17 protein-coding genes are annotated in these 14,689 nt (G+C 66.9%); 9 read left to right on the plus strand and 8 right to left on the minus strand.

All coding sequences use genetic code 11. The features are described 5' to 3' along the window. Positions 1-36: 36 nt before the first annotated feature. A complete protein-coding gene (locus EPO55_RS02935) occupies positions 37-399 on the minus strand; it encodes a hypothetical protein (protein WP_296334901.1) in 363 nt (120 codons plus the stop codon). A 243-nt stretch (positions 400-642) separates the two neighbouring features. Beyond that, positions 643-1,662: a fatty acid desaturase gene (locus tag EPO55_RS02940; protein ID WP_296334902.1), complete on the minus strand. Its 1,020-nt coding sequence runs from the start codon at positions 1,660-1,662 to the stop codon at positions 643-645. 280 nt (positions 1,663-1,942) lie between these two features. Here EPO55_RS02940 and EPO55_RS02945 point away from each other — a divergent pair, with 280 nt between their 5' ends. Further along, entirely contained in the window at positions 1,943-2,155 is a 213-nt protein-coding gene (locus EPO55_RS02945) for a cold-shock protein (RefSeq protein WP_296334903.1), read from the plus strand. A 207-nt stretch (positions 2,156-2,362) separates the two neighbouring features. On the opposite strand, the gene EPO55_RS02950 is transcribed toward EPO55_RS02945, so the two are convergent. After that, positions 2,363-2,623: a hypothetical protein gene (locus EPO55_RS02950; RefSeq protein ID WP_296334904.1), complete on the minus strand. Its 261-nt coding sequence runs from the start codon at positions 2,621-2,623 to the stop codon at positions 2,363-2,365. Positions 2,624-2,698: 75 nt separating this feature from the next. On the opposite strand from EPO55_RS02950, the gene EPO55_RS02955 reads away from it, so the two are divergent. The 4 genes from EPO55_RS02955 to EPO55_RS02970 all read left to right on the plus strand — a co-directional run bounded on the left by EPO55_RS02955 (position 2,699) and on the right by EPO55_RS02970 (position 6,084). Continuing rightward, positions 2,699-3,595, plus strand: coding sequence for a transglutaminase family protein (locus EPO55_RS02955; protein ID WP_296334905.1), 897 nt, complete (start codon positions 2,699-2,701; stop codon positions 3,593-3,595). A 92-nt stretch (positions 3,596-3,687) separates the two neighbouring features. Then, entirely contained in the window at positions 3,688-4,119 is a 432-nt protein-coding gene (gene grrA, locus EPO55_RS02960; RefSeq protein ID WP_296334907.1) for a GrrA/OscA1 family cyclophane-containing rSAM-modified RiPP, read from the plus strand. Positions 4,120-4,123: 4 nt separating this feature from the next. Next, the gene (gene grrM, locus EPO55_RS02965; protein WP_296334908.1) at positions 4,124-5,368 is read left to right on the plus strand and encodes a cyclophane-forming radical SAM/SPASM peptide maturase GrrM/OscB; all 1,245 of its coding nucleotides are present in this window, start codon (positions 4,124-4,126) and stop codon (positions 5,366-5,368) included. Next, complete coding sequence (locus EPO55_RS02970) at positions 5,365-6,084, plus strand: hypothetical protein (protein WP_296334909.1); 720 nt, start codon at positions 5,365-5,367, stop codon at positions 6,082-6,084. Before grrM ends, EPO55_RS02970 begins: the two co-directional genes overlap by 4 nt. Before the next feature lie 2 nt (positions 6,085-6,086). On the opposite strand, the gene EPO55_RS02975 is transcribed toward EPO55_RS02970, so the two are convergent. Both EPO55_RS02975 and EPO55_RS02980 read right to left on the minus strand, forming a co-directional pair. Continuing rightward, complete coding sequence (locus EPO55_RS02975) at positions 6,087-7,061, minus strand: tripartite tricarboxylate transporter substrate-binding protein (RefSeq protein ID WP_296334910.1); 975 nt, start codon at positions 7,059-7,061, stop codon at positions 6,087-6,089. Positions 7,062-7,162: 101 nt separating this feature from the next. Continuing rightward, positions 7,163-7,924: a DUF4239 domain-containing protein gene (locus tag EPO55_RS02980; protein WP_296334911.1), complete on the minus strand. Its 762-nt coding sequence runs from the start codon at positions 7,922-7,924 to the stop codon at positions 7,163-7,165. 120 nt (positions 7,925-8,044) lie between these two features. Between EPO55_RS02980 and EPO55_RS02985 the strand changes: the two genes are divergently transcribed. Then, a complete protein-coding gene (locus EPO55_RS02985) occupies positions 8,045-8,575 on the plus strand; it encodes a cupin domain-containing protein (protein WP_296334912.1) in 531 nt (176 codons plus the stop codon). Here EPO55_RS02985 and EPO55_RS02990 read toward each other — a convergent pair. After that, complete coding sequence (locus EPO55_RS02990) at positions 8,555-10,057, minus strand: hypothetical protein (protein ID WP_296334914.1); 1,503 nt, start codon at positions 10,055-10,057, stop codon at positions 8,555-8,557. The two genes, EPO55_RS02985 and EPO55_RS02990, sit on opposite strands and share 21 nt — an antisense overlap. Between EPO55_RS02990 and EPO55_RS02995 the strand changes: the two genes are divergently transcribed. Beyond that, complete coding sequence (locus EPO55_RS02995) at positions 10,038-11,141, plus strand: hypothetical protein (protein ID WP_296334915.1); 1,104 nt, start codon at positions 10,038-10,040, stop codon at positions 11,139-11,141. The two genes, EPO55_RS02990 and EPO55_RS02995, sit on opposite strands and share 20 nt — an antisense overlap. A gap of 16 nt (positions 11,142-11,157) precedes the next feature. Here EPO55_RS02995 and EPO55_RS03000 read toward each other — a convergent pair whose 3' ends face one another. Continuing rightward, complete coding sequence (locus tag EPO55_RS03000; protein WP_296334916.1) at positions 11,158-12,564, minus strand: multicopper oxidase family protein; 1,407 nt, start codon at positions 12,562-12,564, stop codon at positions 11,158-11,160. A gap of 255 nt (positions 12,565-12,819) precedes the next feature. Here EPO55_RS03000 and EPO55_RS03005 point away from each other — a divergent pair, with 255 nt between their 5' ends. Together EPO55_RS03005 and EPO55_RS03010 are read left to right on the plus strand one after the other, a co-directional pair. Beyond that, positions 12,820-13,026 (plus strand): cold-shock protein, encoded by a 207-nt coding sequence (locus EPO55_RS03005; protein WP_296334917.1) that lies wholly within the window; start codon positions 12,820-12,822, stop codon positions 13,024-13,026. A 198-nt stretch (positions 13,027-13,224) separates the two neighbouring features. Further along, positions 13,225-14,217: a serine hydrolase gene (locus EPO55_RS03010; RefSeq protein ID WP_296334918.1), complete on the plus strand. Its 993-nt coding sequence runs from the start codon at positions 13,225-13,227 to the stop codon at positions 14,215-14,217. A 243-nt stretch (positions 14,218-14,460) separates the two neighbouring features. On the opposite strand, the gene EPO55_RS03015 is transcribed toward EPO55_RS03010, so the two are convergent. Further along, the gene (locus tag EPO55_RS03015; RefSeq protein WP_296334919.1) at positions 14,461-14,622 is read right to left on the minus strand and encodes a hypothetical protein; all 162 of its coding nucleotides are present in this window, start codon (positions 14,620-14,622) and stop codon (positions 14,461-14,463) included. Positions 14,623-14,689 lie beyond the last annotated feature (67 nt).

Below are 14,689 nucleotides of genomic sequence, written 5' to 3' on the forward strand. Positions count from 1 at the left end.
GAGGAGGGGCGAGACGTAAAGCTCAGGATCTTACGATCAGGTCTTGGGTGTCGGCGGGTTCGCCAGGATCTCGGCACAGGCGCGGGCGACGTCGGAGTCCGTCGTCTTGCTGCCCGGCATGGTGGCGAAGCCGCTCTTCTCGACGACATTGCCGCGATCCCACGAGCTCGCCTTGGCGAGCTCGGCGATCTTCATCGCGGAATCGCCCTGGGCGCGGAAGCGATCGGCGCAGATCGGCGCAAGCGCGGCCACCTTGGCGTCGCTGGCGGCAGCGGCGGCCGTTTTTGCCGAAGTACCGCCGGTCACCCAGCCACCCCAACCGAAGCCGACGACGGCGAGCGCAATGGCGCCGACAGCGGCGCCCCACAGATAGGCATTGGTGTTTTCAGGTAGCTTCATGGGAAGGCCTTTCGGGACCGTCGAGCGGTCTCTGTGTCGGCGCCGCAGGAGCGCGTCGCCGTCGATGTCAGCAGGATCAGGAACAAGGTGGCGATACGAGCCAGTCTCTCGTCGGCGCACGTCGCATCTGAGGCGGGAGCGCACGCATCTCTCAGCCATCGCAAAGCCGTTGGCTTGGTGGGCGATGGTCGTTCAGACCTACACCCCCGGTGCGGGCGCGTCCAATGAACGCGGTGTCCTAAATTAGACGACGACGTCGGCGAAGCGCACCAGCCGCCGCCGCTCTTCGTCCCAAAGCGTGAGCCGGGGCGCGCCGAGACCGCCGCGGAGGCTGAGGCCGCGCACCGGCCGCAGCGCCTGGACGGCGTCGTGACAGGCGCTCAGCCGGTAGTTCGGCACCCGGGGGTTGAGATGGTGGACGTGGTGGAAGCCGATGTTGCCGGTCAGCCAGTGCAGTGCGCGGGGCAACTGGAAATACGACGAACCCTCGAGGGCGGCCTCGACGAAGCTCCAGTCGCCGTGGCCGAGCCAGCGCGAAGTCTCGAAGCGGTGTTGTAGCGAGAACAGCCAGACGCCCAGGATCGAGGCCACGACCATGACCGGCAGATGGACCAGCAGCACCTCGCGCCAGCCCAGCAGCGCGACCAGCGATCCGAACAGTGCGACCAGGGCGAGGTCGGTCAGCCAGACCGAGCGGCGCTCGCGCACCCAGGCCGGCGGCGTATCGAAAGGGACGCGATAGAGCAGCAGAAAGACCAATGGCGGCAGCAGGAGGTTGGCGATCAACGGATGGCGCGGCAGCCGGTAGAGGAAGCGGCGCCATGGCGACAACGCCAGGTATTCGCGCACCGTCAGGCAGGCGGAATAGATGTCGCTGCCGGCGCTCTGGCGGTCGAGGTTGTTCCAGTTGGCGTGATGGGCGGCATGCTGGCGGCCCCAGTTGGCGTAGGGCGTGAAGGTGATCAGGCTGCACAGGCGGCCGACCGCCGTGTTGGCCAGGGGCGAGGCAAAGAAGGAGCCGTGGCCGCAGTCGTGCTGGACGATGAAGATGCGCACCAGCAGGGCCCCGGTCGGCAGGCTGAGCGCCAATGTCAGGAACGGGGAAACCGGGTAGGCCAAGTACATCGCCGCGCAGCCGGCGAGAAAGGGGCCAAAGGAGGTCGCGAGCTGGAGGAGGCTGCGCCAGGCTGTCGGCCGGGCAAACGCCGCCGCGGCCCGCCGGAGCGTCGTATCCGAGGATGAGGCAGCCTGTTCGTTGGCCATTTGGGGCCTTTCGGGTCGCCAGGACCGCGTAAATGCCGCTACAATGGGCAAATGAGGGCTGAGGCGCTCCGATGCAAGGGCAAGAAGGCGAGATAGCCTCTTGCAAAACCCTGCATTAGCGCCCATATGCCTCTCGTCGATACACGGAAAGATGACTTTGGCCACGCCCCGACCCTAGGTCAGCGCTACGCCACCCAACTCAATCCCGAAATAAATGCGACTTCGACGGCCCGCGCACAATTGCGGGTAAGCATATCTACGTTTGTGAAAGGGTTCTCCCATGGCTACGGGAACCGTGAAGTGGTTCAATATCCAGAAGGGCTTTGGTTTCATCCAGCCCGACAACGGCGGCAGCGATGCCTTCGTGCACATCAGCGCCGTCGAGCGCGCCGGCCTCGGCAGCCTCAATGAGGGCCAGAAGGTCGAGTACGAGCTCGTCGCCGACCGCCGCAGCGGCAAGATGTCGGCCGACAACCTCAAGGCCGTCGGCTGATTTCGAACAGCCGACTTTGATCGGCTGAACAAAAAAGCGGCTGATCGCGCCGCTGCCTTCTTCGCTCCGCCCGACCATGGATGTACCGGCGAGTGGACGCAGGAGAGGATAGCGCCGATCTAGCCCGACGGATGCAGCGCTTACGTGCGGCATCCGGTGGCCCCGCGCCTCACAGTGCGGGGCCTTTGCATTTCTGGCGGGGCATTTCTAGGCGGTGGCGTCTGCTTCGAACGCCGTCGCGAGTTCGGCGGCGTCCACGGGCACGGCCTCGCTCTTGCTTGTCAGGACCGAGACCGCCGGAAGATGTAGGATCGTCGCCGTGCGGTGGAAGGCTGCGAACGACAGGCCGGGAATTTCCTCCTCGTCGATCGTGAGACGGTAGGTGCCCGCCGGCTGGAGGTCGTCGAGGGCAGCCAGGCTGAAGGGGCGGCGGAAAGTGACCGTCGTCTCGGTGGTGCGGACGGACATGATCTGCTCCCGTTCTCTACCCGACGCACATGGTCCGGTGCGGCGGCCATTGCAAGGCATGCCCCGGAGGCGCCGATGATCGCCCTCACCATCCGTCACAGGACGACCTACCTTTACCATCAGCCGGTGAAGCTGGGGCCGCATCGGATGATGCTGCGGCCGCGCGAGAGTCGCGACCTCCGCCTGATCTCGAGCGACGTCACGGTGACGCCTGCCGCCACGGTGAACTGGGCGCATGATGTTTTCGGCAATGCCATCGCGACCGCCAGCTTCGAGGCCATGACCGACAAACTGGTGATCGACAGCGCGGCCCTCCTGCAGTTGGGCGGCGACCCGTGGCCGGTGTTCGATATCGCGGGCTCGGCGATCCGTTATCCGTTCCGCTATTCCGACGACGAGTGGACAGATCTCGGCGCGCTGGCGGTGCCGCAATATGAAGATTCCGGCGACCGCCTGAAGAAGTGGGCTGCCGCTTTCGTGCGCAGCAATCCCACCGACACCCTGTCGCTCCTCAAGGACATGAGCGTGGGCGTGGCGGAGCGGATCCGCTACCAGAGCCGCGAAATCGAGGGCACGCAGGCGCCGCTCGAGACGCTCGACCGCGGCTGGGGCTCATGTCGCGACTTCGCGGTCCTGTTCGTCGAGGCCGTGCGGGCGCTGGGCTTCGGCGCACGGATCATCTCCGGCTATCTCTACAATCCCGACCGTGATCTAGTCGGATCGGGCGACTCCGGATCGACTCATGCCTGGGCCGAGGTCTACGTGCCGGGCGCCGGCTGGATCACCTTCGATCCGACCAACCGCAGCGTCGGCGGCCACAATCTCATTCCCGTCGCCGTCGCGCGCGACATCGGTCAGGCGACGCCGGTGACCGGAAGTTTCGTCGGCATGACGGATGCGTTTCGCGGCATGTGGGTCGAGGTGAGCGTGCTGGCGCGGACCGCGCCCTTGCGCGACGGCGGACCCGGATAGTTTTCGTTTGTCAGCCGGCGCCAAGTCCGACTATCGTGATATGCGAAACGCGGCCGTCGCGCGTCACGCGTCTGAATTCGATCGGAGATGACATGACTCAGGATCGTCGTTCGCTGCGCGCCCTGTCGGCCCTGCTGCCCACCGGCATTCTCGGTCTTTCCATCGGCCTCGCCTCGGCCGACGGCATGGCCGCAACCTCGTCGGGCGAGCGCGCGATGCCCAAGGATTCCGACTCGGTGGCGCTCCGTCTCCAGGCCATCCGCAATTCGGTGTCGGTGGTTGTGCAACTGCCGGCACCGGTAGGCGACGAGGCCGGATTGCCGGAGGCCGAGCCGCGGCTCGCCTGGTGGGGCAACGGCTGGCATCGCGGCTGGGGCTGGCACAACGGCGGCTGGGGCAACGGCGGCTGGCACAATGGCGGCTGGGGTAACGGCGGCTGGGGCAATGGCGGCTGGCACAACGGTGGCTGGGGCAACGGCGGCTGGCATAATGGCGGTTGGGGCAACGGCTGGCACAACTGGTAAGCACGTGCAGAGCTTCGCCCCCTCGCAGGCGCCGGTCGGCCGGCCTGAAATCGAGATGGTGATCATCCAGCCGACCGCCTTCTGCAACATCAACTGCAGCTACTGCTACCTGCCCGATCGCTCCAACAAGCACGTCATCGCCCAGTCGACGGTAACCAGGCTCTTCACCGAACTCTTTGCCTCGGGTTGGTGCAACCCGGAGATCACGGTGCTGTGGCATGCCGGCGAGCCTCTGGCGGTGCCCGTCTCCTTCTACCGCGAGGCCTTCGCCACGATCGAGCGGCTGCGGCCGAAGGGCGTCGAGGGTGGACCCGGCGCCGTCAGGGTACAGCATTCGTTCCAGACCAACGGCATGCTGATCGACGCCGAATGGTGCCGGCTCTTCCGTGACTGGCAGGTCGGTGTTGGCGTCAGCATCGACGGCCCGCGCGAGCTGCACGACGCCCACCGCAAGACGCGGAGCGGCGCCGGCACCTTCGACAAGACCATCGCCGGCATCCGCTGCCTCAAGGCAGCGAACTGGCCGGTCCACGTCCTCTCGGTGTTGTCGCGCGCCAGCCTTGAGATGCCGGAGGAGATGCTGGCCTTCTATATCTCGGAAGGCATCGACCACGTCTGCTTCAACGTCGAGGAGTCCGAGGGCGACTACGTCTCCGACCTGTTCCAGGGCGCCGAGCTGCGCCAGCGCTATGAGAGGTTCCTGCGCACCTTCTGGCATCTGGCGCGCGCCGATGGCCGCGTGAAGTTCGTGCGTGAGATCGACCACGCCCTGCCGCGCGTGTTCCGCCCCGAGGGCGTGCGCGCCCGCAACATCCAGGTCGAGCCGCTCGGCATGATCAATGTCGACAGCCACGGCAACGTCTCGAGTTTCTCGCCGGAGCTGCTGGGCTACAAGAACGCCGACTATGGCGACTTCCTGCTGGGCAATATCAACACCCAGTCGCTGGCCGAGATCTACGCGACCACCCTGGGCTCGGCGCTGCTGCGCGACATAAGGGTGGGCACCGAGGCCTGCCGCGCGAATTGCGAATATTTCTCCGTCTGTGGCGGCGGCGCGCCGGTCAACAAGCTGTTCGAGAACGGCCGCTTCGACAGCACGACGACGTCATTCTGCACGCTGACGCAGATGGTGCCGACCGACCTGATCCTGGAAGCCTACGACAAGCTCGAGCAGAACTGGACCGGCAACGGTCTTCCCGCCATCGCCCCACCCGCCGCCCAACCGGCGCCGTCACCGAGGATGCCATGAACAGATCCTTGCTCTTCACAATCGCCTGCCTGTCGGCCGTGAGCTGGACGCTGGGCGTCCAGGCGCAACAGCAGCCACCCGCGGCGGGCGCCAAGCCGCCGGCTGGCTACAGCCAGGGCGGGCCGCCGCCCGAGGCCGGCCCTCCCGCCGACGTGGTGCCGTGGCCGGTGATGATGGTGACCAGCGTCGAGGTCCTGCGCTCGACGCGCTCTGGCGGCCTCGACATCATCCGCGCCCGCGGCCTCGTCACCTCCTCGGCCTGGGGCTCGCCGCACCTGGTGCCGATCACGCGGGGCGAGCCGGTCGACGGCATCCTCGACCTGATCTTCCAGGGAGCCGTGCCGTCGAGCCCGGCGCCGCTCGGCCCCTTCATGTCCTTCGAAGCGCTGCTGCCGGTCGCCCCGGGACATCCCTACAAGGGCGTCCGGGTGCGTTCGGGCACCAACGCCATCGTGGTGAAGACCCTGCCGGGTTTCGCCGAGACCGCGCCGCCCAAGGAGGATTGCGCCAAGTGCCGCGGCAAGTTCTTTGTCGCCAAGGGCGCCACCGCGCCGGCTGGCGCGGCGCCCGACAGCATCGTGCGTGAGGCCGACCTGCCCTATATGCTGCGCGTCATCAAGCCGACCGACGGCCTGCCGAGCTATGCCTTCGATCCCAATCGCCTGACGCTCGTACTGTCGGAGGACAACCGCATCGTCGATGCGGCGTGGGACTGAGGCTAGGAAGGGCTCACGAACTTGGCGAGCGGCTTCCACTTGGCGTAGTCGGCCTCGACACGGGCCCGGAAGACGGCGGGTGTGCCGGCCCGCGCCTCATTGCCCATGCTTTCGAGGCGGGCCTTCACGTCCGGCCGCGCAACGGCGGTCACGACGGCCTTGGACAGCTTGTCGGCGATATCGGCCGGCAGGCCGGCAGGGGCTGCAAGCCCCAGCCAGGAGACGACCTCGTAGCCCGGCACGGTGGCGGCGATCGGCGGCACGTCGGGGTTGAGCGGCCAGGTCTCCTTGGAGGTGACGCCGATGGCGCGTACCTGCTTGTTGGCCAGCGCGCCGTGGTAGCCGGTGAAGGTGCTGATCGCGAAGTCGAGGCGGCCGCTCATCACGTCGGCGATCTGCTGGCCGGTGTCCTTGTAGGCGACCGGCTCGATCTTCATGCCGGTCAGCGCCTTCAGGTATTCGATGGCGAGATGCAGGGTGTTGCCGATGCCGCTGTGGCCGTAGTTGAGCTTGCCCGGATTGGCCTTGGCAGCTGCCAGCAGGTCCCCGAACGTCTTGAGCGGCGAATTGGCGCCGACGACCAGGACGAACGGGAAGAGGGTGATCGTCGAGACGTAGGAGAAGTCCTTCAGCGTGTTGAAGGGCGTCTGCGGATCGGTCGCGCTGATGACGTTGGCGCCGCCGGTTATGAGATAGAGCGTATAGCCGTCCGGCGGCTGGCTCATCAGGTATTGCGCGGCGATGCGCTCGCCGGCGCCGGGCTTGGGTTCGACGATCACGCTCTGGCCCAGCGTCTCGATCAGGCTCGGCGAGATGACGCGGGCGATGGTGTCGGGGTTCGAGCCCGGCCCGTAGCCGTGCACGATCCGGATCGGCTTCGAAGGAAAGGCGCCTTGCGCGCGTGCGGTGCCAGCCAGGGTGAGTGCGCCACCGGCAGACAGCAGGAGTGTCCGGCGATTGAATCCCGTACGCATCATGTCCTCCCAAGTCTGGCGGCTTATGTGCCGCCTTGTGTCGAAATTACATAGATTTTCGAAACTTGAGGCAAGGCCCTTGATGCCGGCCGTTCCGCTGGCCGCTACGGCGCGAGAGGCGCGAGCGCGGTTCGTAGTGCCCGACTGGAAATCTGCATCAGCCCATTGAACGGCTGGCCCATCTCGAGGATCAGGAAGATTGCGCCCGATGCCGACAGCGCGATGAATACCAGCGCGACGATGGAGGTCGGATTGAGCGGAGAGAACAGGCAGAAGCTGACGAAGATCATCGTCAGCCAGAAGATCAGGATGGCCAGGAAGGGTGCCGGAATGCCCGCATGCGAGCGCTCGAACAGCATCAGCCGCGACCTCTGGGTATCGGTCGCGGTCTGGAGCGCCAGGCTCTTGATGGAGTGCTGCGCGTCGGTCTGCGGTGTGAGATCGTGCAGCGCCATGTAGGCGCGCGAGGCGTTTCCGCTGGGTTCCGTGGCCATGGCCTGGGGACCGCGCGCGCCCAGCTCGCCCCAAAGCTGAAGGACCAGGGGCTCGATGGCGGCGCGGAGCGTCTGCCGGATCGGCCGCGCCTCCGGTCCGTACCGCTCGAGGAGCTCGTCGAGCAGGATGAGGTTGGCCGCCATCTGCCTCACTTCGTTGCGCTGGGCTTCATAGGAGCTGCTGGCCGAACTGATCAGGAGGCCGAGCACCAGGGCCGAGATGGTGGCAACGAGGCCGGCCCCCAGGCGGACGATGTCCTTGGCGTGCTCGTCGAGGTGATGGTCCGGCAGGGCCCGACGCAACAGGGACCCGGTGGCCGCGCCGCCAAGCATGAGCGCGAAGCTCAGTAACGATATCTCGATGGGGCTCAAGCGGCGTTTCCTCTGTCTTGGCGCCATCATGCCCGAATCTCCCGAGGGCGTCCCATCTGGTCGGCGGTGCTGCCGCGCGCTAAGAAACCCATGGCGATTCAATCCGGGGAGCGCCCGCCGATGACGGAGCAAGCCGCACCGCTCGCATTTCATTTCGCCGACGATGGCGAGACGCCGAACAATCCGGTGTTGCCACTGTTGGTCTATCGGGGTGCCTTTGCGTGCAATGCAACCGATCCGGCAGTGCCGTTCGAGCAGGCGTTTGCCAGGCATGGCTGGGGGCGCGCCTGGCGCAACGGCATCTATGACTTCCTGCATTTCCACACGCGTACGCACGAGGTGCTCGGCATCGCCCGAGGCCACGCCCGCGTGCAGTTCGGCGGTGCCGGGGGCCGTGAACTCGACGTCGAGGCGGGCGACGTCGTCGTGCTGCCGGCCGGCACCGGCCATCGCCGCGTCTCCGCCAGCGCCGACCTGCTGGTGGTCGGCGCCTATCCCGACAACTCGGGCTTCGACCAGAAGCGACCGGGCGAGATCGACCACGCGAGCGCTGTTGCCGCGATCGTGGCTGTCCTCATGCCGGGCGGGGATCCGGTTTATGGGCGGGACGGCCCCTTGATCCGGATGTGGTCACGACCGGAGTCTCGATAAAATCACGGCAGGCTCCAGCCGGCGGGAGACCGGCCGCCAGATCGCGCGGCAGAAAAACTCCAGGATCACCCCGAACAGGACCAGCACGAAGCCGTTCACGGCGACGACATAGGCGTGGCTGGGGAGCGCGAGCGCGGCCTGGGCAAGGAAAGCCAGGGCGAATGCCAGGGCCACGACCTCGACGATGAGACCCTGCACGAAGGCCAGCCGCCGCCACGCCCCGAACAGCGTCGCAATGAGAAGATGAATGGCCGCGATCGCGAGGAAGACGCCGAAGGGCGGTCCGGGATGCATCGTCGGGCGGGCGAGGGTCTGCATCGCTTTTTCGACGTAGATGCGCGCCACCTCGAGCGGATCTTCCAGCACCTGGTCGATATAGAGCTTCCGCATGATCCGGAAATATTCGGTGGAGCCCAGGACCACATCGGGGTCGACCCTCCTGGCGACTTCCTCGCCGAAGGCATCGTCGTAGCGGATCCCCAGACGATTCTCTACGAAGCCGAGACCTATATAGAGAGTGTGGGAGAGCCCGTGGGTCTGCACGTGCCGCGCCGGCTCCATGGCAAACGAGGCATCGCGCGCCATGGTTGCCCACTGCGGGGCAGCGACCGCGACGACCACGGAGGCGGTGATTGCAATGAGCCCTGGCAGAGGGCGCTTCATCTGCCGGCGGCGCAAGGCCGCCACGACGATGGCGGCGAGACTGATGGCGCAGGCCATCAAGCCGATCGGTTCGCGCACAAGTGCTGCGACCGCGAGCGCGATCACGCCGATGGCAATGAAGGCCTGTCCGGCACGGCGCGACAGCAGCGCTTCCTCCTTCGCCACCAGCGCCATCGGCAGAACCGACGCCATGCTGACGATGCCGATGAAGCTCCAGTGCGGCGACGTTCCCATCCATCCCAGATACTCGACCGGTCCCAGCACGAGCAGGACGATCGACGTCAGGGTCGCGCGAACGGCGAGCAGGAAGCCCGCCAGGATGACGAGCCCCAGCGTGTTGAGGAGAATGTTCAGGCGGGCGATATCGACCAGCGTCGCCCTGCGTTCGCTCAACCGCGACCACAGGCCGAGGAACAGCGCATGCCCCGGGTCGTCGGCGATCGCGACCTCCGAGATCGGCACGAGCCTGTCGTCCTTGCAGATCGCCAGCCAGGCGCCACGCGCCAACGCGCAGTCGGCGCTTTCGAGCCATATATTTGCGGCGGCCCAGTCGGACTTGATGATGTCGACGTGACGGTCGTAGCGGGCGACGTCGCGATACGCCGCGCTGAAGGGTCCCTGCACGAACATCAGGACACCGACGAGAAATGCCAGCCACTTCAGGATGCTTTGCCGTGCAGGGCTGGCGTCGGCCAGCTTGCCGAGAATGGTCAGAATCTGCAGGCGGCTTTCCCCTGGATACGCGCTCCATGGTAGCCGAATTCGGCAGGACGCCCTAAGATTGAGGAAGGGGAATTCCATGTCCATCGTGCCGAACACGCCACGCCTTTTCGTGACGATCGCCGCCTGTCTGCTGGCCGGATTTGCCGGCGGCGGCCCGACCCGGGCGCAGGGCAGCCCGGCAAGCCTCTACAGCGGCCTCAGCACGATCGAGATCCCCTATGCCAACGGTCCGATGCGCGCCGAGCATACGCCCGAGATCCGCCTGAAGCTCCGGGGCGCGGCGCCACGGCGCTTCGGCATGGACACCGGCTCAACCGGCATCGTCGTCTCGGCCGATCACTACGAACCGGGACCGGGCGATACCAACGACGGGCCGGGCCAGCTCACCTACAACAGCAGTGGGCGCGTCCTGCACGGGACCCACCACACGACCGACGTCGAGATTCTGAACAATGACGACAGGCCGGCGGCGACCGCGCGGGTGCAGGTGCTCCGCGTCGATCGCATCACCTGTCTGCGCAACGCCCGCGACTGCGAGCCCAACCCGCGCCCGCGCGGCGTGGCCTTCATGGGCATCGGCTTCGACCGCGCCGCGGCGCAGGGCACCGGAGACGCGGCGCCGCGCAATCCGTTCGTCAACATCACCTCGCCGGGTTCGGTGCGGCCCGGCTACATCGTCACCCGGACGGGTGTCCACCTCGGCATGAGCGCGGCGCTCACGCGCAACTTCGCCTTCGTGAAGCTCTCGTCAAAGGGCACCAGCTCGTCGGGTGGCCTGACGCAGTGGAACGCAGCACCGCTCACCGTGTCGGTCGATGGCCACGTCGGTACCGGCACCATGCTGCCCGACACCGGCATCAACTACATGTTCCTGTCGCCGCCGCCCGGCAGCCCGCTGGAGCGTGGTGAGCGCGCGCCGCCCGGAACGCGGATCGAGATGTGGATGCCGGGCCAGGGCGGCCCCGGCGCCTTCTACCAGTTCGCGGTCGGCAACAGGGGCAATCCGCTGCACCCCGAGAGGGTGGTGGTCGTGCGCGATCCCGGTGTGTTCGTGAACACCGGCCGCATGTTCTTCGAGGGCTTCGACTATCTCTACGATGCCGTCGGCGGCCACGTCGGCTACGGCTGGAACGGGCGGGTGAGTGGTGTCTACGGCCGGGTGACTCCGGGTTCGCGCTGAGCCGGGCGCGCCGGCCTCAGGTGAAGCCGCGATAGACCACCGTCGTGAACATGCCGGCGGCCATGTGATAGAGGTTGTGGCAGTGGTAGGCCCAGATGCCGGGATTGTCGGCATCGAACACGACCTTCACCGTCGCATGGGGCGGCACCAGGATGGAGTCGCGGACTGCGCCCGCGAGCTTGCGGTCGTTGATCTCCGTCACCTGGAACGAATGACCGTGCAGGTGCATGGGGTGCGCCATCATCGTTTCGTTCTGCATCACCAGCTCGACGCGCTCGCCGCGCGCGACCGTGACCGGTGCACCGATCATGTCGTGGACCGGCATCGACCATGTGTAGCCCATCATGCTGCCGGTGAGACCGACCGGGATGGAGCGATCGACCCGCCGCGACGGCAGCGGCCTGAGGGCACGCAGCAGGACCTCCTGCTTCAGTCCGACCTCGGGCCCGTCGACGTCGCCCTCTTCGGGAATCCTGGCGACGGTGGCGCGCGGCGGGCGCAGCACGATCCCGGCCTGCAGTTTCCGGCCCTCGCCGCGCGCCAGCACCGACACCGCCCGCCCGTCGCCCAGCAGGCGTACCAGGATGTCGGCGCGCTGCGCCACGGCGAGCGGAAACAGGCTGGCCTTTAGCGGTTCCACCGGATTGCCGTCGACGGTGAGCAGCGTGCCTTCGTCGGCGCCGAGATCGATGGTGAAGTTGCTCGAGGCCGATCCGTTGATGAGACGTAGCCGCACTTCGCCGGCGCGCTCGACATCGACCACCTGCGGATCGGCCAGCGTGCGGTCGTTGGCGAGGTAGGCGTCGTAGTCGACGTCGTTGAGATCGGGCTTCGCCGGGTCCATCGACATCTTCATGCCGCCCGGCGCCATGCCACCGGACGGGGGCTGGCGCAGCCTCTCGAGGATCGTCGCAGGCTTGGTCCAGGAAAAATCCTCGAACAGCACGACGACCTCCTGCCGGCCGCTCCTGATCGCCTCGGTCTCGCGCACGATCAGAGGTGCCGCCAGAAGGTTCTGCTCCTGCAGGCCGAAGTGCGAGTGCATCCAGCGCGTCCCCACGGGCACCGCCGGGAATTTGTAGGTCGCCGACTGGCCGGCGGCGATCGGCGGGCCCGAAATGTAGGGCACGCCGTCCTGCTGCCACGGCGGATTGAGCCCGTGCCAGTGAAGGCCCGACGTCACCTTGAGCGTGTTCTCGACGCGCACGTCGAAGGTGTCGCCCTCGTCGAGGCTGAGGCCCACGGCGCCGGACGGCTGGGCGACGCCGTAGCGTGTCGCGGCCTTGCCGCCGACCTCGATCTGCCGTGTCTGCAGGCGCAGGATCTTCTGCCCGCCGGCTGCCTTTGCACCACGCGGCGCCATTGCCTCGGCCGCCGCGAGCGCCGTGGCGCCGACGAGAAGGGATCGTCGTGAAGGATCCATCAGAGCCCCCCGGTTTTCTTGCCGGCAGCGTATGCGTTTCGCGTCGAGCCGTCATTCGAAGGCTCCTCGGCGGGTGGTTTGGGCGAGCTGGGGAAGGTGGCGGGAACTTTATAATGTGGCGACGGCGTGGCGGGCATCGGTTCCGGTCGGCTTGACAGGTTCACCCGACTTCGGCTCCCCTGCTCGCATCTGCCGGCGGCTGCCGCGAGCGCACCGCCATCCTAACGGCTTGCTCGTACAACTAGGATACAGACGATGGCTACAGGCACGGTCAAATGGTTCAACGGCACCAAGGGTTTCGGGTTCATCCAGCCGGACGGCGGCGGGAAGGACGTGTTCGTCCATATCAGCGCAGTTGAGCGCGCCGGCCTCAATGGCCTCAACGAGGGCCAGAAGGTCAGCTACGAAGTGGCCAGCGAACGCGGCCGCGAGGCTGCCGTGAACCTGAAGACGGTCGGCTGACCAACACCCGCTGAAAAGCGCACCAATGAATGCAGTTCCGCTGCGATAATCTTCGGCGGGACTGCGGGAGGGAGATCGCCGACGGCGAGTTTCCCGACAGACTGACGGTTTGTCGACTGAAGGCCCGCCCGGGTGCCCGGCGCGGGCCTTTTGCCTGTCCGAGATGAGGCCGTGGAATTTTCAGGCGGGAGGATTGTCATGATGAAGTTCCGTCGTCGCAATCTGATGGCGCTCACAACGTCGGCGCTCGCCGTTCCAGGCTTCGTCTCCCGCGCCGCGGCGCAGGATGGTGGCGCGGGCGTGCAGGCGGCTGTCGTCCGCTTCGCGGCGCTACCGTCGGCCAGCTGCCTGGTCGTGGCGGACCATCCGACCGCGCCGTGGCGGGCCGCGCATGCGCCGGCGGCACGCCTGTTCGTCGGCAGTGCGGTCAAGACCTTCATCCTGGCCCAGTATCTGCGCGAGGTGGAGGCGGGGCGGCTGACCGAGGACCAGCCGCTCGCGATCGACGATTCCGTGCGCTCGCTCAGCAGCCCGGTATTCCTCGACCTCACGGGCAAGACCGCGGCCCGCAATGTGCTGGAGGCGATGATCTCCCACAGCGACAACACCGCGACCGACGCAGCCCTTGCGGCGGCCGGGGTCGACAGGGTCCGCGCGCTGATCGCCGAGGCCGGGCTTCGCGCCACCCAGATTCCCAATTCGACGCGCCGGCTGTTCTCATATCTTGCCGGCGCGCCGGAAGGAGTCGATGTCGGCTGGGCGGGTATGCAGCGCCTGATCGCGGCGCCGTCGAGCGCGGCGGCGGCGCCCACGCGTCCGGCGCTGAACGACCACCAGACGATGGCCAGCACCGCCGAGGACATGGTGCGCTGGTATCAGCAGGCCCTGCGCGGCGCCTTCTTCAGGAAGCCCGGGACGCTGGTCGAATTCAAGCGCATCCAGGCGATGGCCGATGCCATCGTCCATGTCGTGCCGCCCGACACGATCGCCTATGCCAAGGGCGGCAGCATCGAATGGGCGGGCTTCCATTGCTTCAGCCTTCCCGGCCAGATGATCGTGGGCAAGGTGCCGGTCACCTTCTGCTTCACCATCAACTGGAGCGGCCCGGACGACGGCGTCGGCGCCATCTTCAAGTCCTACGTGGGTGCCGTGGCCGACGTGCTGAAGGAGGCGGCGCGAGCGGTCGGATAGGCGCACCATGTACCGGAAATTCTCGGCGATCCTGCTGGCCGGCGCGGTGTTCTCCGCCGGCGCCTGGAAGATCATCCGGTATATTGCCCACGAGGCGCCCTAAAGCACGTCCCGATCAGACGGAGTCATTGCTGGGAGCGCGCCACTCAAGGGCGGGGGCTACCCCGCCCTTGAGTGGCGCGCTCCCGGCGAAGAAGGCTGGGCTCATCCAACCGGAATATGCTCTAGCGGCGCCTTTGTGGATCAGCCCTTCTGCGCGCGACCGGCGCCGGGGCGCTTGTTCTTCTTCTCGGTCTTGGGGCCGCCGCGGACCGCGTCCTTGGCGATCTGCTTGGTCGAGACCCGCAGGGCTGCCTGGTGCTGCTTGTCGCTGCTCTTCTTGTCGCGGGAGGTGGGCTGGGACATGGAGCCTCAACGTTGAGCGGTCCCGGCTGGTTGCCCAGCCGGGCCGACATTTCCTGTTCGATCCGCG

Source organism: Reyranella sp. (genome assembly GCF_004296935.1).
Classification (GTDB): domain Bacteria; phylum Pseudomonadota; class Alphaproteobacteria; order Reyranellales; family Reyranellaceae; genus Reyranella.

Excerpts from the sequence above, each read along its gene's own strand:
- EPO55_RS02935 (WP_296334901.1), bottom strand. The coding sequence starts at position 399 with ATGAAGCTACCTGAAAACACCAATGCCTATCTGTGGGGCGCCGCTGTC.
- EPO55_RS02940 (WP_296334902.1), bottom strand. The coding sequence starts at position 1,662 with ATGGCCAACGAACAGGCTGCCTCATCCTCGGATACGACGCTCCGGCGG.
- EPO55_RS02945 (WP_296334903.1), top strand. The coding sequence starts at position 1,943 with ATGGCTACGGGAACCGTGAAGTGGTTCAATATCCAGAAGGGCTTTGGT.
- EPO55_RS02950 (WP_296334904.1), bottom strand. The coding sequence starts at position 2,623 with ATGTCCGTCCGCACCACCGAGACGACGGTCACTTTCCGCCGCCCCTTC.
- EPO55_RS02955 (WP_296334905.1), top strand. The coding sequence starts at position 2,699 with ATGATCGCCCTCACCATCCGTCACAGGACGACCTACCTTTACCATCAG.
- grrA (WP_296334907.1), top strand. The coding sequence starts at position 3,688 with ATGACTCAGGATCGTCGTTCGCTGCGCGCCCTGTCGGCCCTGCTGCCC.
- EPO55_RS02970 (WP_296334909.1), top strand. The coding sequence starts at position 5,365 with ATGAACAGATCCTTGCTCTTCACAATCGCCTGCCTGTCGGCCGTGAGC.
- EPO55_RS02975 (WP_296334910.1), bottom strand. The coding sequence starts at position 7,061 with ATGATGCGTACGGGATTCAATCGCCGGACACTCCTGCTGTCTGCCGGT.
- EPO55_RS02985 (WP_296334912.1), top strand. The coding sequence starts at position 8,045 with ATGACGGAGCAAGCCGCACCGCTCGCATTTCATTTCGCCGACGATGGC.
- EPO55_RS02995 (WP_296334915.1), top strand. The coding sequence starts at position 10,038 with ATGTCCATCGTGCCGAACACGCCACGCCTTTTCGTGACGATCGCCGCC.
- EPO55_RS03000 (WP_296334916.1), bottom strand. The coding sequence starts at position 12,564 with ATGGATCCTTCACGACGATCCCTTCTCGTCGGCGCCACGGCGCTCGCG.
- EPO55_RS03005 (WP_296334917.1), top strand. The coding sequence starts at position 12,820 with ATGGCTACAGGCACGGTCAAATGGTTCAACGGCACCAAGGGTTTCGGG.
- EPO55_RS03010 (WP_296334918.1), top strand. The coding sequence starts at position 13,225 with ATGATGAAGTTCCGTCGTCGCAATCTGATGGCGCTCACAACGTCGGCG.
- EPO55_RS03015 (WP_296334919.1), bottom strand. The coding sequence starts at position 14,622 with ATGTCCCAGCCCACCTCCCGCGACAAGAAGAGCAGCGACAAGCAGCAC.